The 20,727-nt window shown below is 72.4% G+C and carries 16 protein-coding genes; 7 read left to right on the plus strand and 9 right to left on the minus strand.

The genetic code is table 11. The features are described from left to right. Window positions 1-1,473 carry a PepSY-associated TM helix domain-containing protein gene (locus H489_RS24010; protein WP_017886228.1) on the plus strand — a complete coding sequence of 491 codons (1,473 nt, stop codon included), beginning with the start codon at window positions 1-3 and terminating at the stop codon, window positions 1,471-1,473. A gap of 81 nt (window positions 1,474-1,554) precedes the next feature. Here H489_RS24010 and H489_RS24015 read toward each other — a convergent pair whose 3' ends face one another. From H489_RS24015 to H489_RS0118445, 4 genes are all read right to left on the minus strand, one after another. After that, a complete protein-coding gene (locus H489_RS24015) occupies window positions 1,555-2,835 on the minus strand; it encodes an alpha/beta hydrolase (RefSeq protein ID WP_017886229.1) in 1,281 nt (426 codons plus the stop codon). Then, a complete protein-coding gene (locus H489_RS38075) occupies window positions 2,832-4,865 on the minus strand; it encodes a bifunctional lysylphosphatidylglycerol flippase/synthetase MprF (RefSeq protein WP_017886230.1) in 2,034 nt (677 codons plus the stop codon). The genes H489_RS24015 and H489_RS38075 overlap by 4 nt, the downstream gene beginning before the upstream one ends. Window positions 4,866-5,076: 211 nt before the next feature. After that, entirely contained in the window at window positions 5,077-7,203 is a 2,127-nt protein-coding gene (locus H489_RS24025) for a DEAD/DEAH box helicase (RefSeq protein WP_017886231.1), read from the minus strand. A gap of 274 nt (window positions 7,204-7,477) precedes the next feature. After that, a complete protein-coding gene (locus tag H489_RS0118445; RefSeq protein ID WP_017886232.1) occupies window positions 7,478-8,221 on the minus strand; it encodes a polyprenol monophosphomannose synthase in 744 nt (247 codons plus the stop codon). Between the two features lie 74 nt (window positions 8,222-8,295). Here H489_RS0118445 and H489_RS24030 point away from each other — a divergent pair, with 74 nt between their 5' ends. After that, window positions 8,296-9,456 (plus strand): hypothetical protein, encoded by a 1,161-nt coding sequence (locus H489_RS24030; RefSeq protein ID WP_017886233.1) that lies wholly within the window; start codon window positions 8,296-8,298, stop codon window positions 9,454-9,456. Window positions 9,457-9,465: 9 nt separating this feature from the next. Here H489_RS24030 and H489_RS24035 read toward each other — a convergent pair whose 3' ends face one another. After that, a complete protein-coding gene (locus H489_RS24035; RefSeq protein WP_017886234.1) occupies window positions 9,466-10,320 on the minus strand; it encodes a PPK2 family polyphosphate kinase in 855 nt (284 codons plus the stop codon). 196 nt (window positions 10,321-10,516) lie between these two features. Between H489_RS24035 and H489_RS37275 the strand changes: the two genes are divergently transcribed. Together H489_RS37275 and H489_RS24040 are read left to right on the plus strand one after the other, a co-directional pair. Beyond that, window positions 10,517-11,527 (plus strand): alpha/beta hydrolase, encoded by a 1,011-nt coding sequence (locus H489_RS37275; protein ID WP_082046918.1) that lies wholly within the window; start codon window positions 10,517-10,519, stop codon window positions 11,525-11,527. Window positions 11,528-11,611: 84 nt separating this feature from the next. Then, the gene (locus H489_RS24040; protein WP_031259305.1) at window positions 11,612-11,908 is read left to right on the plus strand and encodes a hypothetical protein; all 297 of its coding nucleotides are present in this window, start codon (window positions 11,612-11,614) and stop codon (window positions 11,906-11,908) included. Here the strand turns inward: H489_RS24040 and H489_RS38470 are convergent. The 3 genes from H489_RS38470 to H489_RS24060 form a co-directional block, all read right to left on the minus strand. Beyond that, window positions 11,905-15,402 carry an efflux RND transporter permease subunit gene (locus H489_RS38470; RefSeq protein WP_017886237.1) on the minus strand — a complete coding sequence of 1,166 codons (3,498 nt, stop codon included), beginning with the start codon at window positions 15,400-15,402 and terminating at the stop codon, window positions 11,905-11,907. The two genes, H489_RS24040 and H489_RS38470, sit on opposite strands and share 4 nt — an antisense overlap. An 81-nt stretch (window positions 15,403-15,483) precedes the next feature. Beyond that, a complete protein-coding gene (locus H489_RS36650) occupies window positions 15,484-16,158 on the minus strand; it encodes a DUF6518 family protein (protein ID WP_017886238.1) in 675 nt (224 codons plus the stop codon). 184 nt (window positions 16,159-16,342) lie between these two features. Further along, window positions 16,343-17,794, minus strand: coding sequence for a PLP-dependent aminotransferase family protein (locus H489_RS24060; protein WP_017886239.1), 1,452 nt, complete (start codon window positions 17,792-17,794; stop codon window positions 16,343-16,345). A 61-nt stretch (window positions 17,795-17,855) separates the two neighbouring features. On the opposite strand from H489_RS24060, the gene H489_RS24065 reads away from it, so the two are divergent. The 3 genes from H489_RS24065 (at window position 17,856) to H489_RS24075 (ending at window position 20,115) form a co-directional block, all read left to right on the plus strand. Beyond that, window positions 17,856-18,509 carry a YczE/YyaS/YitT family protein gene (locus H489_RS24065; protein ID WP_017886240.1) on the plus strand — a complete coding sequence of 218 codons (654 nt, stop codon included), beginning with the start codon at window positions 17,856-17,858 and terminating at the stop codon, window positions 18,507-18,509. 134 nt (window positions 18,510-18,643) lie between these two features. Further along, the gene (locus tag H489_RS24070) at window positions 18,644-19,537 is read left to right on the plus strand and encodes a DUF4097 family beta strand repeat-containing protein (RefSeq protein WP_017886241.1); all 894 of its coding nucleotides are present in this window, start codon (window positions 18,644-18,646) and stop codon (window positions 19,535-19,537) included. Beyond that, window positions 19,534-20,115 (plus strand): PadR family transcriptional regulator, encoded by a 582-nt coding sequence (locus H489_RS24075; RefSeq protein ID WP_017886242.1) that lies wholly within the window; start codon window positions 19,534-19,536, stop codon window positions 20,113-20,115. Before H489_RS24070 ends, H489_RS24075 begins: the two co-directional genes overlap by 4 nt. An 83-nt stretch (window positions 20,116-20,198) precedes the next feature. On the opposite strand, the gene H489_RS0118460 is transcribed toward H489_RS24075, so the two are convergent. Continuing rightward, a complete protein-coding gene (locus H489_RS0118460) occupies window positions 20,199-20,651 on the minus strand; it encodes a MerR family transcriptional regulator (RefSeq protein WP_017886243.1) in 453 nt (150 codons plus the stop codon). Window positions 20,652-20,727 lie beyond the last annotated feature (76 nt).

Raw genomic sequence — 20,727 nt, forward strand, 5'->3', positions numbered from 1 at the left:
ATGACCGCAACCGCCGATCGGGACACCACTGCGCCCGCGTCCGCGCCGTCGACGGCGCAGCCGCGCCGGAACCCACAGCGGGGCTGGTTCGGACCGTTGTTGCTGCGCCTGCACTTCTCTGCCGGGCTGTTCGTCGGACCGTTCATCCTCATCGCCGCGCTCTCCGGCGCCGTGTACGCGCTCGGTCCGACGATCGAGCAGGGCATCTACCGACACGAGCTCACCGCACCCTCGACCGCTGCCGCGAAGCCGCTGGCAGACCAGATCGACGCCGCGCAGGCCTACATCCAACGGCACCACCCCGAAGACACCCTCGCCGCCGTCCGCCCGGCACCTGCGCCGGGTGCCACGACGCGGGTGATGTACGCCGAGGCTGGGCTGATGGACTCGCAGAACCGTGCGGTGTTCGTCGATCCCGGCACCGCCGAGGTCCGCGGTGACCTCCTGGTGTACGGCACCTCCGGGGCGTTGCCGTTCCGCACCTGGGTGGACACGTTCCACCGGTCGCTGTTCCTCGGCGACGTCGGCCGCCTCTACAGCGAGACCGCGGCGTCGTGGCTCGGCGTCGTCGCCCTCGCCGGTCTCGGCCTGTGGGTGATCCGGATCCGGAAGACGCGCGCCAAGCGCGACCTGGTCCGCCCCGCACGTGGTGTCCGCGGCTACCGGCGGGTCTTCTCCTGGCATGCCTCCACCGGGGTGTGGCTGCTCCTGGGCGCGTTGTTCCTGTCGGCGACGGGCATCACCTGGTCCCAGTACGGCGGTGGCAACGTCGACCAGCTCCGCTCCGCTCTCAGCTGGGGCACACCCGCACTGACCACCTCCCTCTCCGACACCGGCACGGCGGCTGGTGGCGGTGAGCACGCCGCCCACCACGGCGGCTCCGCCGCATCGACCGATGCGGGACCGGCAGCCGTCACCCCGGTGCTGTTCGATCGAGTCCTGGCCGCTGCGAAGGCTGCGAACATCCACGCGTCCGAACTGCAGATCACCCCGCCGGCGACGGCGGATCAGGCGTGGACGGTCGCGGAGATCAAGCGGTCCTACCCCACCGCGGTGAACTCCGTCGCGATCGACCCGCGGGACATGAGCGTGGTGTCCGAGACGAACTTCGACACCTTCTCCCTCCCCGCCAAACTCACCCGGTGGGGCATCGACACGCACATGGGCACGATGTGGGGGTTGCCGAACCAGATCCTGCTGTTCGTCACGGCGCTCGGGATCGCCGCGATGGTCGTCTTCGGCTACGTGATGTGGTGGCAGCGCCGCCCCATCGGGAAGCGCGTCGGGAACGCCCCGGCCGCGGGTGCCCTGAACCGGGCGCCGTGGTGGGGGTCCGGGCTCGTCGCGGTCGGCGCGATCGTCATCGGCGCGTTCCTGCCCGCGCTCGGTGTCACCCTGCTCGCGTTCGTCGTCATCGACGTCCTCATCACCAACCGCTCGGCCCCGCCCACCCCTGCGGCACCCGGCGAGTAGGACCGCTCGTGCAGAGCGGTCGCACCTGCCCGGTACCGGGTCCGGGCACGACCGTCACCCGGCACGGATCCCGTGCCGACGTCAGTGGAGCGCTGTGGAGAGCACGTCTGCCAGGTGGGGCAGGTCCGTCCGGAACGACCACTGCACGGTGTTCCAGTCGTGCCCGCTCCCCGGGGCGAACCCGACGCTGGTGTCCGCGCCCGCTGCCCGTGCAGCGTCGGCGAGGACGCGGGCGTTGCGGCTGAACGCCCCGTCCGCCGACCCCGCGGTGAACCAGAACGCGCGCCCGTGCAGGTCGTCCGCCCGCATCTGCGCGATCGGACCGGCGGCCTTCCACGCGCTGACCGACCCGCCGAACGCCCGGTCGGCGCTGTGCTGCGGGTTCCGGTCGATGGGCTGCAACTCGCTGGAGACCGCGAGCACGGCCCCGAACCGGTCGGGGTGCGCGGTGGCGAACTGCATCGCGCACGTCGCCCCCTGCGAGAACCCGGTGAGGCCCCACGCACGGCGGTCCGGGGTCACCGGGAGGTGCGCCGTCAGCCAGCGCGGCACGTCCTCGGTGACGTAGGTCGCTGCGTTCCCGAGGTCCGAGTCGACGCACATCGTGTTCAGGCCGGGCGAGGAGAGCTGGTCGACGGAGACGACGATCGGCGCGCGGCCGTGGTGCGCTGCGGCGTAGCCGTCGAGTGCGCTGCCCATCCGGCCTGCGGTGAACAGGTCGCTCGGAGCGCCCGGTTGGCCGGAGAAGGCGAGGACGACGGGCAGGGGCGACGGATCCCTGACCAGGGCGGCGGGCGGGAGGTAGACGACGGCGGGTCGAGCGGGGAACCCCGATCGCTCCCCGGGGATCTCGACGGTGCGGACCTCGCCGGTCGTGGGCATCGTGGCGGCTGGGGCAGCGGCGAGGTCGAGCTCCGGGAAGGGGTCCGTCTGCACGACGGTGCGGAGCGTCGGGTACATCGCGAACTCGACGTTCACGCCGAGGGCGGACGACAGCAGTGCGGTCGGGAGCAGCAGGACGGCGAGGGCCCGACGCCAGCGGCCGCCCTGCACCAGGCCGACGACGACCGAGGCCAGCGCAGCGGCGGCCACGACGAACCACAGCCGCGTCACGGGACTCATCGCGACCCCGAACAGGTTCACCAGGTCGCTGAGGACCCAGCAGACGATGAGCACCACGACGGCCGCGGCCGCGGCGACGCCCGCCCGGACTCCGGCCCGACGCCACGCGACACGGGATCGCCAGCCGCCGACCGCGGGGAGCAGGACGACGACGCTGAGCAGTGCGAACGCCACGTCCAGCGGGACGAGCAGCGTCGGAGCCTGCAGCTGGGTGGCGAGCAACCGGTCGGCCGGGCTCACCGCTTCGACACCGCCCGCGCGGGAGCGGGCTCGCGGACGGTCGAGCGGTGTGCCTGGCGCAGTGCCCAGAGGTGCTTCGGCCGGAGGCCTGGGACGTAGGCGCCGGCCAGGGCACGTGCGACCCGCGGCACGTGCAGCGGCGTCGGGACCACGATCCAGAGCGCCTCGTGCCGAGCGCCGAACTTCTCCTTGAAGCGCTGGAGCGACCGGAACCCGTACACCGGCTCGAGGAGTCGGGCGACGAGGACCGATCCGAGGGACACGAGGGACCGTGCGCCGTCGTGGGGTGCGAGCGGGGTGCCGGAGAGGCTGATCATCCGCAGGCCCGCGTCGCGTGCCCGGATCGCGGTCCGGGCGATGAGGAACTCCATGACCCCCGGCATGCCGTCCTCGCCACGGCGCATGACGTCGAGCGTGTAGCCGGCCAGTCCGCCGTGCTCGTACACGGGCAGCCAGCTCGTGACCGCGGTGACGTGTCCGTCGGCCGTCACCGCCAGCATGAGTCGGACGTCGGGGTCGTCGAGCTCGTGGAAGCCGCCGAGGGTGAACCCCATCTCCGGCAGCCTCCGGTCGGTCGCCCACCGCGTGCAGATCGCCTCGACCTCGGCACGTTGTGCGTCGGCGAGCGCGTCGAAGGTCGTCCACTCGTCGCGGACCCCCTCACGGTCGGCCCGGTTCGAGGCCGTCCGGAGGTCCTGCCGCTTCTTGCCGCGCAGGTCGAACGTGGCGACGTCCAGCACCGACTCGACCCCCACGGGCAGCGCGGTCCACCCCTCGGCGGCGAGGATCTGCCGCACCGGTTCGTGCACGCTCGTGAACGCGGGCACCCAGCCGTTCCGGTCGCAGAAGGCCGTGAACGCGGACACGACCTCGGCGCGGTCCGCCGCGCTGCACGCCGGGTCCGACACGGTGAGTGCCACGTCCCCACGGACCCGGTACGCCACGGCCCCACGCCCGTCCGGGTGCGTCCAGGTGGCGTTGCCGCGCCAGGTGCCCATGTGGCCGAGGGATCCGGCATCGCCGACGCGCAGCATGTCGACCAGGGCACCGCGGCCGTTGGTGGCGGCACGGAACCGCGAGCGGACGAGACGGCCGCGGAGCGCCAGGACCGTCAGCAGCACCATCGCCGGCACGAGCCACGCGCCGAGCAGCGTGACCTGCCACTCGATCGCGTCCAGCCCGAGTCCGCGCCACTGCACGGCGTCGTCGGTCATCGGTTCGATGAGGAACACGTCGGCGAGGACGGCGGTCAGCGTCACGAGCACGCCGACGGCGAGCACGATGCCCGTGCGCCGGCCACGCTGCACGAGCCAGGCGGACACCAGCAGGAGCAGCCCGACGATGACGACCGCACGGTCGCTCATGGCGTCGGCGAACACCGAGAGCACACCGTCCGGGTCCGGCACGACAGGGGTCACCAGGGTGCCCGCGCCGAGCGCGATGAGCGTCGCGACCACGCAGGTGCGTGCGCTGACCGTGTCACGCGCGGTCGGCGCGTCCGGACCGGAGGCCCGGCGCACCACGAACGAACCGGCTGCGGTGCCGAGCAGGGTCGCCAGGGCACGGGCGAGGTCCGACCCGTGGCCAGCGAAGAGCACGAGCGTGAGGACGACCGTCCAGAGCGCGGCTCGCGTGCGCCACCGGTGCTGCGCGGGCATCGCTGCCGACGCGGCACCGAGCAACGCGGCGGCGACGATCGACGGGGCGAAGAGCGGCTGTCCGACCGCGAGTTCAGCGTGTGCCTCGCCGAGCGCTGACCCGATGCTGACGGTGAGCAGGGTTCCGAGGACGCCGAGCGCCGGCGCCACCACGCCGATCACCACTGTGCGGATGGATCCGAGGGACCGTTCGGCGAGCACCGTCGTCAACACCACGAGGACCACGGCGAGGCATGCCACGGGCGGGTGGTGCGGGAAGTCGGGTTCGGCGTGAGCGATCCGCGCGCTCACCAGGAGCACGGCCGTCGCTGCGGCCACGGAGACGGAGACGGGGAACCGGCGGAGTCGTCCGACGAGCGCTGCGGGTGTCACGTGATCATTGCATCGGTCCTGCTCGCCCGTGTCATCAGTCGGCGGCATGAGCGCGGCGGCTCCCTGTCCTCCGAGAGGATGACCCGTGCGCCAGCTGACGTCGCGGCCGAGCCGCGGACCGGACCCGGCGGGGTCGTCGGTCGCACCGCGTAACGGACGGGAGGCCCGGTACCAGCTGGTACCGGGCCTCCCGTCCGTCGTGTGGTCGCGACTAGCGCGCGGCGAGCTCCGACACGATGCCGTCACCGGGTGCGGCCTGCACCAGGTCCGCCTCGATCTCGGCGCGCTCGAGGATGCCCTCGATCTTGCGGATGCGGCCACGCGGGACGATCGTGACGACCGTGCCCTCCTTGCCGGCACGACCCGTGCGGCCGGAGCGGTGCATGTACGCCTTGTAGTCGTCCGGGGCGTCCGCCTGCACGACGAGCGAGACGTCGTCGACGTGGATGCCGCGGGCGGCGACGTCGGTGGCGACGAGCACGTTGACGCGGCCACTGGTGAGCAGCTGCAGGTTGCGCGTGCGGCGCGACTGGTTCAGGTCACCGTGGAGCGAGGTCGCGCGGATGCCGGCGTCCTCGAACTGGTCGGCCAGACGCTCGGCGTAGGCACGCGTCCGGGCGAAGACGATGGTCTTGCCGTCGCCGGCGACCAGCTCCTCGAGCAGACGGTCCTTCTCGCGCTGCTCGACCACGAGGACACGGTGGTCGATGGTCGAGGACGCCTGGTCCTCACCCGCGACCTCGTGCACGCTCGGCTCGTGCAGGAACTGCTCGACGAGTGCCGCGACCTGGGTGTCGAGCGTCGCGCTGAACAGCAGCTTCTGCGCGCGGTTGCCCTGCGGGGTGACCTCGGCCGTGGCGGCGAGGATCTCCTGCACCGGCTCGAGGAACCCGAGGTCGCACATGTGGTCGGCCTCGTCGAGCACGGAGATGATGACCTCGCTGAGGTCGAGCTTCCCCTTGTTCATGAGGTCCTGCACACGGCCGGGAGTGCCGACGATGATGTCGACGCCGCGCTCGAGCGCGCCCTCCTGGCGGCCGTAGGGGACGCCGCCGTAGATCTGCGTCGTGAACAGGCCGACCGAGCGGGCGATCGGCTGCACCGTGCGGTCGATCTGCAGGGCGAGCTCACGGGTCGGCGCGAGGATGAGCGCACGCGGGGCGCGGCCCATCTTGCGCTTCGTGCCGCCGCCGTGCTCCATGAGCTTCTCGACCAGCGGCGCACCGAAGGCGATGGTCTTGCCGGAACCGGTCCGGCCACGGCCGAGGACGTCCTTGCCGGCGAGCACGTCGGGGATCGTCGCCGCCTGGATCGGGAACGGGCTCGAGGCGCCGAGCTCCTGCAGGGCGCGGGAGATGTTGCCGCCGATGCCGAGGTCGCCGAAGGTCACGCCCTCGACGTCGGCTGCGATGGTGGCCTCGGCCTGGAGCTTCTCGAGCTTGACGTCGTCGGCCGGCACGAACTTGCCGCGCTCGGGCTCGTCGAACGAGCGGCGCGGGGTGCGGTCGTCGCGGGCGAACGAACGACGCGGACGGTCGTCGTTGTCACGACGGGGCGCACGGTCATCGCGGTTGAAGCTGCGCGGGGCACGCTCGTCACGGTCGAACGAACGACGCGGGCGGTCGTCGTTGTCACGACGCGGGGCGCGATCGTCACGGTCGAAACGACGCGGGGCACGCTCGTCACGGTCGAAGCGACGGGGACGGTCGTCGTTGTCGCGACGCGGGGCGCGATCATCGCGATCGAACGAGCGACGCGGGCGGTCGTCGTTGTCACGACGCGGGGCACGCTCGTCACGGTCGAAACGACGCGGGGCACGCTCGTCACGGTCGAAGCGACGGGGACGGTCGTCGTTGTCGCGACGCGGGGCGCGGTCGTCACGGTTGAAGCTGCGCGGTGCACGGTCGTCACGGTCGAACGAGCGACGCGGGCGGTCGTCGTTGTCGCGACGGGGCGTGCGGTCGTCACGATCGAAGCGCCGCGGGGCACTGGGCCCCTGCGAGCCGGTTCCGGCGCGACGCGGAGCTTGCGGAGCGTCGGGACGGCCGTGCGAGTAGGGAGCATCACGGTTGTAGCCGCGACCACCACGGTCGTCGCGATCGGGGCGCCGCTGGCCGCCGCTGTCTCGCGGCTCCCAGTTCGGACGGGCCGGACGCTCGCCCTGCGACGCGCGACCGCGACGCTCCTCGGCGTCCCAGCGCTGCTTCTGACGCGGCTGCGACGAGTCGGCGGCGCGGAACCCCCGGTGCTTGCTGCTGCGGGCGGCGGGGGTGCCGTTCGGGTGGCGGACGCGGTCGGAGGCGCGGTTGTCCGCGCCGCCCTTGTTGTACGGGGCCATGGCTACTTTCTCGGGTGCGCAACGTACCGCAGCGCCCGACAGCGACATCGGCGGGGGCTGCTTGCGGAGAGGGGGTTCATCCCGTCGCGAGTCGACGTGATTCCAGCCCTCGAGCAACACACACCCAGCAGAATTTCCGTGATCACAATGTCACGACGTCGAAGGCCGACCGATCGAGTCTACGCGAGCCGCTGCCCTGACGCCAGCCCCGATGCGAACGCAGGCCGGTCGGGCGGGGTGATCCGTGCCTCCTGGCCGCACCGGACACGACGCGTCACGGCGAGCCCAGCCGGAACAGCCGCTGCAGCCCCCACCCGGTGACGCGGACGAGCGCCTCGACCACGATCCCACCGCTCATCTTCGACTCGCCCCGCTCGCGCTCCACGAAGGTGATGGGGACCTCGGCGACGACGGCACCGGCCCGGACCGCACGTCGGGCGAGGTCGACCTGGAAGCAGTAGCCAGCCGAGGCGATGTCCTCGGCGACGAGCGAACGGAGGAGGTCCGCGCGGATCGCGCGGTAGCCCCCGGTGAGGTCGCGGACCCGGACACCGAGCGCGATCCGACTGTAGAAGGAGCCGCCGCGCGACAGGGCGATCCGGTGCCACGGCCAGTTCACGACCGAGCCACCGCGCACCCAGCGCGAGCCGATGACCAGGTCGGCACCCGCCGCACAGCGTTCGAGCAGCCTGCCGAGTTCTTCGGGCCGGTGCGAGCCGTCGGCGTCCATCTCGACCAGGACGTCGTGGTGGCGCTCGAGCCCCCAGGCGAACCCCGCCAGGTAGGCGGCACCGAGGCCGGCCTTCTCGGTGCGGTGCAGGACGTGCACACGCTCGTCGTCCCGGGCGAGGGCGTCCGCGATCGCGCCGGTGCCGTCGGGGCTGCCGTCGTCGACGACCAGGACGGCGACCTCGGGACGTGCCGCGAGGACGCGGGCGACGACCGACTCGATGTTCTCGCGCTCGTCGTACGTGGGGATGACGACGAGCGTCCCTCCACGGGCACTGCGAAATGTCAAGGATTACCCCGTTGGTGTCTGAGTTGGCTTGGATATCAGCACAACGTATACGCAACACCACGACGGAGGCCAGCATGCGAGCGCGCACGGTGACCCGCACACTGCCCGACTGCCTCATCACCCTCGCGCTCTACGCACTCGCGCGGGTGGTGACGACCGCCACGCTCACCGTCGGCTTCGCGCTCACCGATCCGGTCGGGTTCGGCGACACGGCCGACCCGAAGGGGTTCTTCGAACGCTCGACCGCCTGGGACGGCCAGTACTTCCTCGAGATCGCGCGGCAGGGCTACCCGAGCACACTGCCCGTCGACGACACCGGCGCCGTCCAGCAGAACGCCTGGGCGTTCCTCCCGGTGTTCCCGGCGCTCGTGCGGGCGGTGAGCGCGGCCGGCGGCGACCCCGCGGTCGTCGCGGTGCTGCTGGCGACGGCGTTCGGCGGCGCGGCGTCCGTCGCACTCGTGGCCCTGCTCCGTCCCCACGTCGGCCGGACCACCGCGCTGTGGTCGGGCGTGTTCTTCGCGTTCGGGCCGGTGTCGTTCGTCTTGCAGATCGCCTACGCCGAGTCGCTCGGCCTGCTGCTCGCGTTCGCCGCACTCATCGCGATGCAGCGTCGGCACTACTGGACGGTCCTGCCGATCGTCACGGTTCTCGCGTTCACCCGGCCCGGGGCGCTCGCGATCCCGTTGGCGCTCGCGCTGCACGCCGTGCTCCGGCTCGTGCAGCGCGACGCGGTGCCCGTGCGGGAGCGTGTCGCGATCGTCGTCACCGGCCTGGTCACGGCAGCGGCGGGCCTGGCGTGGCCGGTCGTGGCGGCGCTCGTCACCGGGGTTCCCGACGCCTACTTGCAGACCGAACTCGCGTGGTGGCGGCTCCACCTCGACGTGCACCACTTCGCGCCGCTGACACCGTGGTTCCTGCAGGCCGACCGGTTCGCGGGCACGCTCGGCGTGGTCGCTGTGCTCGTCGCGGTCGGCGCGACGGGATGGTGGCTGTCGTCGCGCTCGACGCGCCGGATCGGCTCGGTGCCGCTGCTCGGCTCGGCCTCGTACCTGCTCTCCCTGTTCGCGACGTTCTTGCCCCAACAGAGCTTGCCGCGGCTGCTGCTGCCGGCGGCCCCGCTGCTCGGTGCGCCGCTCCTGCACCGCACCGCGCTACGACGGGGCATCGTGCTCGGTGGCTGCGTGCTCGCGCAGCCCGCGGCGGTGTGGGTGCTGTTCCTCACCCACAATCCCTGAGCCGGTGGGTCAGGACTCGGCGAGCCGACGACGCTGCTCGGCGACGTCGAAGTCGGCCTTCGGCCACGACAGGTGCATGTCCTCCAGCGCCCGGAGCAGGAGCTGCTGCACGGCGAGGCGTGCGTACCACTTGCGGTTCGCCGGCACGACGTACCAGGGCGCCTGCGGGGTCGACGTGCGGTCGAGGGCGATCTGGTACGCCTGCTGGTAGCGGTCCCAGAGCAGACGGTCGTCGATGTCGCTCGGGTTGAACTTCCAGTGCTTGTCCGGACGGTCGAGCCGGTCACCGAGACGCTCGCGCTGCTCGTCCTTCGAGATGTGCAGCATCACCTTGACGATGGTCGTGCCAGCGGCGGCGAGGCCGTCCTCGAAGGCGGTGATCGCGCCGTACCGCCGCTCGATCTCGTCCGGCGCGGCGATGCCGCGGACGCGCTGGGCGAGCACGTCCTCGTAGTGGGAGCGGTCGAACACGCCGAGCTGTCCGGCTGCCGGCAGCTGCTTCTCGATGCGCCACAGGAAGTCGTGCTCGCGTTCCTCGGCCGTCGGGGCCTTGAAGCCGGCGTAGTGCACGCCGTTCGGGTCGACCGCGCCGACGACGTGCGAGACGATGCCACCCTTGCCCGCGGTGTCCATCGCCTGCAGCACGAGCAGCACCCGGCGCTCGTCCCCCGCGGTCGACGCCGCGTACAGGCGCTCCTGCAGGGCGGCGAGCCGCGAGGCGCCCGCGGCGAGCGCTTCGAGGCCGTCGATCTTGCGACCGGGGAAGCCCGGCGTGCCGTCGGGGTCGACCTGGTCGAGGCGGAACCCGGGTTCGACACGCAGCAGCGGTTCGGGATCGGCGTTCCAGGCCTTGCGACTGCTCACGGGTCCTCCTGCGGTGCTCCGGTCGGCGACTGCCGTGCTCATCCTCGCACTGCCAGGTGACGCCGGTGCAGCCGGTCTGCACCGGGAGCGCAGTCCGGGGGTCGCCCGCTCGGGGGTCGCCCGCTCGGGGGTCGTCCGCTCGGGTTCCTCCGTTGGGGTGACGTGGGCGGTCGCCGGTGCGGCTAGCGTGGACGTGATGAAGTCCGGCCGCCGCTCAGTGCTCGCGCTCGTCGCCGCGGTGGTGGCGCTCGGCGCGATGGCGTCCTGCAGCACGGATCCGGTCGGCGACGAGAACGCCACCGTCACCGCGGACAGCGTCATCTACCCGCTGTCGCTCCGGTACCACGGCATCGATGTGGTGGCCGACGTGCCCTACGGCACTGACCCGCTGCAGCGCCTCGACGTGTGTCTGCCGGCCGACAGCGAGCCCGCGACGACGGCGACCCCCACCGCGACACCGTCCGCCTCGGCCACCGCCGACCCGGAGGCGGTCGAGGCCACGACCGGACGCCCCGCGGTCCTGATGATCCACGGCGGCAGCTGGTCGCACGGCGACAAGGCGACGGCCGCGTACCGGTCCGTGTGCAAGTACCTGGCGTCCGAGGGCTTCGTGACGTTCAACGTCGACTACCGGCTGGCGCCGACGGATCCGTTCCCTGCCGGGCTCGACGACGTCCGACGTGCGCTCGACTACGTGTTCCGCCCGGCGACGCTCGAGACCTACGACGTCGACTCCCAGCGCGTGGGCGTGTTCGGTGGGAGCGCCGGCGGCAACCTCGCCGCGATGCTCGCCGTCACCGACCACGACTCCGCCGCGTACGCCGACGGCGACCGGATCCGCGCCGTGGTCGACCTGAGCGGGCCGACGAACCTGACCACCCGGTCCACCGAGCCCGACGGGGTGTCCGCGGCCTTCCAGCGCAAGCAGCTGCTCTACCTGGGGTGCCGGTCCTACGCCAGGTGCCCGGCGGCCACCCGGGCGTCGCCGGAGTTCCACGTCACCTCGGACACGGCGCCGTTCTTCATCGGGCACTCCACCGACGAGTTCATCCCGTTGTGGGAGTCGCAGGAGTTCGCCGCGACACTCCGATCCCACGACGTCCCGGTGACGTTCGTGGCGGTCGAGGGCACGGCGCACTCGATCGCGCAGCTCGACGAGGCGATGAGCCGCCGGGTGGTCACCTTCCTGCGGACCCAGCTCGGCTGACCGGACGACCGACCGCGTGCCCCGGGTGGGTGGCACCCGGAGTCGGGACTGCCGCTGCGGAGCCCGTGGCCGCAGACTTCGGTGGTGACCGACACCTCGACCCGCCCTGCCCGCGCCGCTGCGACGCGCTGGGACCGCCCTGCGCTGCAGACGTTCGCGGAGCTGCTGCTCGGGCTGTCGTTCGTCACCGCGGTGGCCTTCGGCGGCTACGCCTCGGTCACCGGGCAGCTGGCCGTCGTGTCGCAGGGCGCCGCCGTGGTGTTTGTCGTGACGCTGACCCTGGTGCTGGTGTCGTGGTTCCGGGGCGTCGAGCGCGAGGAACGAGCCGAGCCGGTCGTCGTCTCGTCCCTCGCCGCGGTCGACGCCGAGTACCGCCGCTAGGCAGCGCTGCCGGAACGCTCCGCTCGCCGCCGCTGTCGTTCCGCCCGACGCTCCGCACGTTCCTGGCGTCGCTCGGCACGCGCCTGCTTCCGGGTCTTTCCCGCGGCGATCCGGTCCGTGTTGCGTTCGCGGGCCCGCTCGACCACGAAGTACAGCGCCGGCAGCACCACGAGCGTCAGCAGTGTCGAGGACACCAGACCACCGATCACGACCAGCGCCAGCGGCTGCGAGATGAAGCCGGACTTGCCGGTCAGTCCGATCGCCATCGGCAGCAGCGCGAAGATCGTCGCCATCGCCGTCATGAGGATCGGACGGAGGCGTCGTGTCGCGCCCTCGATCAGGGCCTCACGCACCCGCAGCCCGCGTCGTCGGTACTGGTTGACGAGGTCGATGAGCACGATGGCGTTCGTCACGACGATGCCGACGAGCATGAGCAGACCGATGAGCGACGCGACGCCGATCGGGACACCGGATGCGATCTGCAGCAGGATCGCGCCCGTCGCAGCGAACGGCACCGACACGAGCAGCAGCAGCGGCTGGAGCAGGCTCCGGAACGTCGCGACCATGATCACGTAGACGATCAGCACGGCGACCAGGACCGCGAGCCCGAGCTGCGAGAACGCCGATGACTGGCTGGCGGCGACGCCACCGATGGAGGCGGTCGCACCCTTCGGCAGGTCGAGTTCGTCGACCGCGGTCGTGACGGACTGCACGGCCGCACCCAGGTTGGTGGCGTCCGGCGTCACGGTGATCGTGGCGGTGCGGGCGGCGTTCGTCGTGGTGACGGTGGTGGGGCCCTCGGACTCCTCGACCGTGGCGACGTCGGACAGCGGGACGGTGCCGGTGCTCGTCGGGACGTCGAGGGCACGGAGCGCGGCGATGGTGGTCGGCGGCTCCGGGTCGGCGATGTAGACGTCGAGGGTCGCGTCGTCGATCTCGATGCTGCCGGTGTCCCGCGGTGAGACCGCCGCGGCGACGAGGCCGCCCACCTGGGTCTCGGTGACACCGAGCGACGCGGCCTTGGCACGGTCGACCCGGACGGCGAGGAACGGTTCCGCGGCGGAAAGGTTGCTGGTGGCGGCCGTGGTGTCCGGCACCGACTGCATGGTCTTCAGCACCTGGCGCGATGCCGTCTCGAGCTGCGACTGGGTCGGCGCGGTGACGTCGACCTCGATGTCGCTGCTGCCGCCGAACCCGCCGCCGGAGGACGCGATGGTGACCTCGCCGACGTCCTTGATCGACCCGATCGCCTTGCGGGCGTCGGCCTGGATCGTCGGCTGGTCGGCCTCGGCGTCGGTCGTCACGGCGTACTGCACCGAGGCGCTGCCGCCACCGCCGAACGCGGCCTGGATCGACTGGCCGCTCGTGCCGATGGTGGTCTGCACGGTCTCGACGCCGTCGACGTCCTGCAGTGCCCGCTCGACCTTGCGCGCGGACTCGGACTGGACGGCGAGGCTGGAACCGGCCTTCAGGTCCTGCGTGACCGTGAACGTGTTCTGCCCCGAGTCGCCGAGGTAGTTCGTGGTGACGAACGGCAACGTGGCGGCCGTGCCACCGAGGACGATCACGGCGAGCAGGATGACGACGACCGGCTTCCGGACGACCCACCGGAGCACCGGCAGGTAGACGCGGCGCAGGCGGTCGACCCGGCCGGCGTCGTGCAGGTCCGCGGCGGAGGCGAGCGCGCCTTCCGAACGGTCGCGGTCGCGCTCGGCATCAACCGCCGACGGTGCTGCTGCCGCTGCTGTGTCTGCGCCTTCGCCTGCGTCTGCGTCCGCGTCCGCGTCCGCGGCCGTCGGCGCGTCGCCCGGCTTCGCCTTCGGCGGGCGGAGCCACCAGTACGCGAGCACCGGGACGATCGTGAGCGAGACGAACAGGGAGGCGACGAGTGCCAGGGTGACCGTCACGGCGAACGGCCGGAACAGCTCCCCGACGAGTTCGGCGACGAAGGCCACCGGCAGGAACACCGCGACGGTCGTCAGGGTCGAGGCGGTGACCGCACCGGCGACCTCGCGCACGGCGTCGCGCACGGCCTGGCCGCGGTCGACGCCGGGGAGCATGTGCCGCTTGATGTTCTCGATGACGACGATGGAGTCGTCGACCACGCGGCCGATCGCGATCGTGAGCGCGGCGAGCGTGATGATGTTGAGCGTGTACCCGGCCGCGCGCATGCCGATCGCGGCGAGGAGCACCGACGTCGGGATCGAGATCGCGGTGACGAGCGTGGAGCGCCAGGACAGCAGGAACACCAGGATGACGAGCACCGCGAAGGCCAGGCCGAGCAGGCCTTCCTCGGCCAGGGAGTCGATGGACTGTTGGATGTAGGGCGCCTGGTCGAAGACGACGGTGAAGCGGGGGTCGCCCTCGATCTTGTCCTCGATGCCGGGCAGGGCCGCACGCACGGTGTTCGAGACGTCGACGGTGTTGGCTTCCTGCGTCTTCGTGATCGAGATCGTCAGGGCCTGCTGTCCGTCCACACGACTGATCGAGGTGCGCGGGGACTGCGTGATGGCGACCTTCGCGACGTCGCCCAACGTGGTGTCGGTCGGGGTGGCCGCGGTCGTCGACGTGTCCGTCGCCGCGGATCCCGTCGTCGCAGCACCGGTCGCATCCGTGCCGGTCCCCGTCGTCCCCGTGCCCGTCGCGCCCGCGGCCGTGCCGTCACCGGACGACGCCGCGCCGTCGGCACCTGCGGCCCCTGCCCCGGCCGCGCCCGAACCGGAAGAACCGGAAGAACCCGACGAGCTCGACGAGCTCGACGAGCTGGTCAGTGGCAGGGCCCGGATGTCCTTGAGCGAGGCGATCCGCTCGCCCGTCTGCACCGACAGCGTCGAGCCGTCCTCGGTGATGGTTCCGCCGGGGATCAGGGTGCCGTTGTCGTCGAGCGCGTCCGAGATGGCCGTCTGGCTGAGGCCGCGCGCGGCGAGCTCGTCCTGGTCGGGCGTGATGACGACACGACGGCCGGGGTTGCCGAAGACGTCCGCCTGTCGCACCCCGTCGAGCTTCTCGAGGTCGGGGATCGCCGAGGCCTGCAGCCGGTCGACGAGCTGCTCCTGGTTGCCGGACGCCGAGACCGCGACCTGCAGCACCGGCAGGTCGTCGAAGGACCCCGTGACGATCTGCGTCTGCACCGAGTCCGGCAGCGACAGGGCGTTCACCGCGGTCTGGATCTTGTCCTCGGCGCTGGCCAGGTTCGAGCCGTACTGGAACGACGCCGACACCACGCTCTGCCCCGTGGACGAGGTCGCACTGGTGGACTCGAGGTCCGGGACGACCTGGATCGCCTGTTCGATCTTGGTCGAGACGTCGTTCGACACGACCTCTGGCGTGGCGCCGGGGTAGGCGCTGACGATCGCGACCTGCGGGAACTCGACGCTCGGGATCAGCTCCTGCTTGAGGCTGGAGAGCGCGATGCCGCCGAAGACCGCGACGACGATCGTGACGAGCGCGATGAGGGCCCGGTTGCGCAGGCTGAAGACCGAGAGGAGGTGCACGACATCGATCCTCGCAGGAGCGACCGACGAACGTTCAGTTCCGGGCCAGGACCCGCCGACGGATCGGGACCCGCCGGACGATCAGGACCCGCCGAGCAACAGGTACGCCCCGAGCACCGCGACGGTGCCGACCACCCCGGCCCCCAGCGCCACCACGCGCCCGACCGGCGACCGCGCGCCGACGACCCCGATGCCGAGGAGCACCACCCCGACCACGATCTCGACGATCCACGTGCCGTGCCCGGTCGTCGCCGCGACCTGCAGGAGTCCGCGGACGCCCTCGCCGAGGAGCACCGCGGCGGTCACACCGAACGCCCCCGCCCGCCACCGGGTGTCATCGGAGCGCACGGCCACGGCGACCGCTCCGGCCAGCAGTCCGGCCGGGACCCCGAGCAGCACCCACGGGTTCGTGATCGACAACACGTCCGGGAACCCGCGCAGGACCGTCGTGGCCCAGTACCCGACGTGCATGAGTTCGAGGAGCACGACGCCGAGCACCGTCGCCAGCGGCAGGGCGATCCGGCCCGCTCGGGCTCCGGCCACCAGGCACAGCAGCGCGGCCACCACGAACCAGGGGCCGGCGGAGTTCGACACCGAGGCGAGCGCGGGCACGGCCTGCCCGAACGAGGTGAGGACCCCCGCCAGGAACGCCCCGCTCAGCGCGATGGTGACCCGCACCACGGCGGGGACCGCCGCGGGCGGCTCGACCGACGTCGGCACAGCGGAGCGGGTTCCGGCGGACAGGGTCGCGTTCATGGCACCCAGCCTCGCCGGACCCCGCTGAAGCCGCATCACCCCGGGGAGCGAGAACCCCCGACCCGACCTCACCCCAGAGGATGACGCCGAGCCCCGGGGATGACGCCGAGCCCCGGCGGACGACGTCGAGCCCCGGCGGACGACCCCGATCCCCGCAAGACACCGAGCCCTGGACGAAGCCCGCTCAGACCACCGCCGCCAACGACCCCCGCACCCCGGTCGACTCGCCGCCCACCCGCTCCCACGCGCGTGACAGCACGTCGACCAGGCGCCCCCGGTCGGCCGGGGCCATCGTGAACGGCACCCGCAGGAACCGCTCGAACCCGCCGTCCGGCCCGAACACCCCGCCGGAGGCGAGCACCACGCCCTCGGTCCGCGCGGCGAGCACGAGCGCGCTCGACACGGGTCTGCCGAGCCCCACCCACGTCGTCAACCCGCCCGCCGGTGCCGGGACGTCCCACTCCGGCAGCCGGGCCCGGAGCGCGCCCACGACGGCGTCGCGACCTTCGCGCAGGGACGCACGCCGCGCCTCCAGGACGGCAGCCGTGCGCGGGACCAGCTCGCGCACGACCAGCTGGTCGAGCACGGGGGTACCGAGGTCGCCGGTCGGGCGGGCGAGCAGCAGCCGCTGCAGCAGCGCCGGGTCGGCGCGGATCCAGCCGATCCGCAGCCCACCCCAGAAGACCTTGGCGGCGGAACCGATCATCACGACCGACGCCCCCGTCGGGTCCGCCGCTGCCAACGGCGGCGACGGCGAACCGTCGATCCGGAGCTCCCCCATCGTCTCGTCGGCGATGACGGTCGTGCCGACCGAGGCCGCGGTCGACAGCAGGAGCTGGCGGGTCGATGCGGACATGGTCGCACCGGTCGGATTGTGGAGCTCGGGCATGACGTACGCGACCGAGGGCGCGGTCCGGCGGAGCGTCGTCTCGAGCGCGGCGGCGTCCCACCCGGTCCGCGCGTCGACGGGGACGCCGACCAGGCGGCCGCCGGCCTCGCGGAAGGCCTCGTGCGCGTGCGGGTAGGTCGGCGACTCGACGAGCACGGCGTCGCCGCGGCGGACGAGCACGCGTGCGAGCAGCGCGATGGCGTGCTGCGCGCCGATCGTCACGATGACCTGGGCGGGATCGGTGGGCAGCCCGCGCTCGGTGTAGCGGGCGGCGATCGCGGCCCGCAGGCCGGGGTCGCCGACGGTGTCGTAGCCGATGCCGGCGAGCGCCGCCGGCACGTGTCGGACCGCTCGCTCGACGGCCTCGTCGATGCCGGGGGTCGCGTGCAGGGCAGCCTTGCGGAGGTCGAGCACGTCCCCCTCGACGACCCCGCCGAGGCGTTCGGGGTCGGGCCGGCCGACCAGGTCCCGGGGCAGGTGGACGACGCTGCCGGAGCCGCGGACGGACACCAGGAACCCGTCCGAGCGCAGTCGGGCGTAGGCGTTCGCCACGGTGGTGCGCGAGACGCCGAGGGCTGCGGCCAGTCCGCGCTCGGCCGGCAGCCGGACCCCCTGGGCGACCCGGCCGTCGATGACCAGGACCCGGAGGGCGTCGGCGAGCGCCTCGTAGGCGGGGGCGGTGGTGCCGGCGCGCCAGTCGGTCAGCAGGTGGGCGGCGGCGCGAGCACTGATGAGAACCGGGGGCACGGGTCCACGGTAGCGCGATTGGCTCTCGACCAGCAGGCCAATCCATCGCGACGATGGGACCATGCCCCGCCGCACCGCCCTCACCCTGCGCTTCGTCCAGCTCTTCGTCGGGCTGTTCCTCTACGGCGCCTCGACCGCACTGCAGGTCCGCGCGGTGGTCGGTGTGAGCTCGTGGACCGTACTGACCCAGGGGCTCGAGAACGTCGTCCCGTGGTCGTTCGGCGTCATCACGGTCGTGTCGAGCGGGGTCATCCTGCTGCTCTGGATCCCGCTCCGCCAGAAGCCGGGCGTCGGGACGCTGCTGAACGCCCTGGCGATCGGACCGAGTGCCGACCTGGTGCTCTGGCTCGTGCCGGAGCCGTCGGGGATCGTCGCCCGGATCGGGCTGTTCGCGGCGGGGCTCGTGCTGCTCGCGATCGCGACGGCGTTCTACATCGGTGCGGGGTTCGGCACCGGGGCGCGGGACGGCCTGATGGTCGGCCTGCACCAGCGGCTCGGCTGGCCGATCTGGCTCGCGCGGACCCTGGTCGAGGTGACCGTGGTGATCGTCGGGTGGGTGCTCGGCGGGGACGTCGGTGCGGGCACCGTCATCGCCGCGTTCGCGATCGGCCCGATGGTCCAGCCGCTCATGCCGCACTTCCGCCGGTTCCCGTGGAGCCCGGAGCGCCGGACCGTCCAGGAGGAGCGCCCCACCCCCGTCACGCACGCTTCGTGAGCAGGAACGGTCGGGTCGCACGGCCCCACCCGACCACTTCTGCTCACCATCCGCCCGGCACCCTTGCGGAGCGCCGAGTCGCGATATAGCGTGACCTCCACAGACGCGATACATCGCGAGTTCCAGGAGGCACCATGGCGCAGGAGAAGTGGCTCGTCGACGAGCCCAAGGTCATCGACACCGGCATCGTGCGCACCGTGCGCGTCGGTCTCGTCGGCGGACAGGTGGACGTCGTCGCGCACGACGAGCCGACCGCGCGGGTCGAGATCCACAGCGTGTCCGGCAAGCAGATGCTCGTCGAGGTCGACGGCGACACGCTCACCGTCGACCACCCCCAGGTCCGGTGGGACGACCCCATCGGGTTCCTGAAGTCCTTCCGCGGCAAGGCCCACGCCGACGTCAGCATCCTGGTCCCCCGCGACGCCGGCATCACGCTCGGTGTCGTCTCGGCCGGTGCGCTGCTCTCCGGCACGAACCGCGGCGCGACCCTCAACACGGTGTCCGGCGACCTGGTGGTCGACGGCGTCGCGGGTGACGTCACGGTCAACGCCGTCTCGGGCGCCACCACGATCCGCGACCTCGACGGCGCCCTCACGGTGCACACCGTCTCCGGCGACGTCGTGGCCACCGGTGAGATCCCCCGGTTCCAGGCCGATGGCGTCTCCGCCGACGTCGTGCTGGACCTGCACGGGATCCCCGAGTCCGCCCGCATCAACACGGTGTCCGGCGCGGTGAGCGTCCGGCTCGAGGACGGCGTCGCCTACAACTGCACGGTCAACACCGCGACCGGCAAGCTGCAGTTCGACGACGCCGAGATCCGCGGCGTGCGCGGCTCGTACGTCAAGCAGGGCGGCGAGCTGTCCGGCCAGTGGCTCGACCTGCGGGTGAACTCCGTGTCCGGCGACATCGCGGTGCTGCACGCCCCGCCGGTCGCCGAGGCGCCGGCCGCACCGACGCCGCCGACGACTGCGCCGAGCACGCCGACGGCTCCGACCACCCCGACGAACGACAGCGAGGTGCCCGAATGAGTCCCGTCTTCGCCCACGGCCACCTGCGTCTCTACCTGCTCGTCCTGCTCGCAGACCACCCCATGCACGGCTACGAGCTCATCCAGGCACTCGGCGACCGCTTCGGCGGCACCTACGTGCCGAGCGCCGGCACCGTCTACCCCCGGCTCGCGAAGCTCGAGGACGACGGCCTGGTCTCCAAGACCGCCGACGGCCGCAAGACCGTCTACGCGATCACGGACGCCGGTCGCGCCGAACTCGCGGCGCGTGCCGACGAGATCGCCGCGGTCGAGTCCGGCCTGAGCGACTCGGTGAAGTCGTTGGCCGACGGCGTGCGCGCCTCGGTGGGCGAGGCCATGCGCTCGCTCCGTGCCGACCTGGCCGCCGCGGCCGAGAGCCCGGCGACCGGTTCCACCGAGGAGCCCGTGTCCGTCCCGTCGGACAGCGCCCGCGCCCTGCGCGAGCTCGAGATGGCACTGTCGTCGTTCCGGCAGCAGGTGCGCGCGGACCTGCGTCGTCGCGCGACCCGCGGCACGCTCGGTTCGGACACCGTGACGCGCCTGCGTGACGGCCTGGAGGCCCTGCGCAAGTCGCTCTGACGGCCCGCGGCCGACAGGCGGTGGCGACCAGGGCCTCCCGGCCGTCGTCCGCCCGCGGTCGCGACCGACGCATCCACGGAAGCTCACCGCCCCGCAACCGGTGGGTCGTCGGCCGACGGCCGCGTCGGCGCGAAGCCGGCGAACACGTCGGACGCCGTCAGGGGTTCCCCGTGCGAGACGCGCGCGACGGTGGTGCGCACCGCCGCGAGCTGCCGGGCCAGCCGGTCCCGCTCGTGCTCCAGCCATCTCAGGTGCACCGTGAGTGCCGCGACGTCGTCGCCCTCGTCGTCGAGTCGTCGCGCGATGTCGGGCAGGGCGAAGCCGAGCCCGCGCAGCAGCAGGATCCGCTGCAGCCGGACCAGTGCGTGGTCGTCGTAGCGCCGGAGTCCACCCGCTCCGACGGCGGTGGCCGGCAGCAGTCCGACCGCCTCGTAGTGCCGCAGGGTCCGGCTCGAGACACCGGCGGAACGCGCCACCTCGGCGATGGCGTGGGGTGCTTTCGCAGCTGCGTCGTCGGTGCCTGTCGATGCGCTCATGCTCGCAACTGTAATGCTTGACGCTGCGTCAACCGCAGTGGGCACCGAGCAGCAGCCGCCGAGCGCCCGCGGCCGA

The organism is Curtobacterium flaccumfaciens UCD-AKU, assembly GCF_000349565.1.
Taxonomy (GTDB): domain Bacteria; phylum Actinomycetota; class Actinomycetes; order Actinomycetales; family Microbacteriaceae; genus Curtobacterium; species Curtobacterium poinsettiae.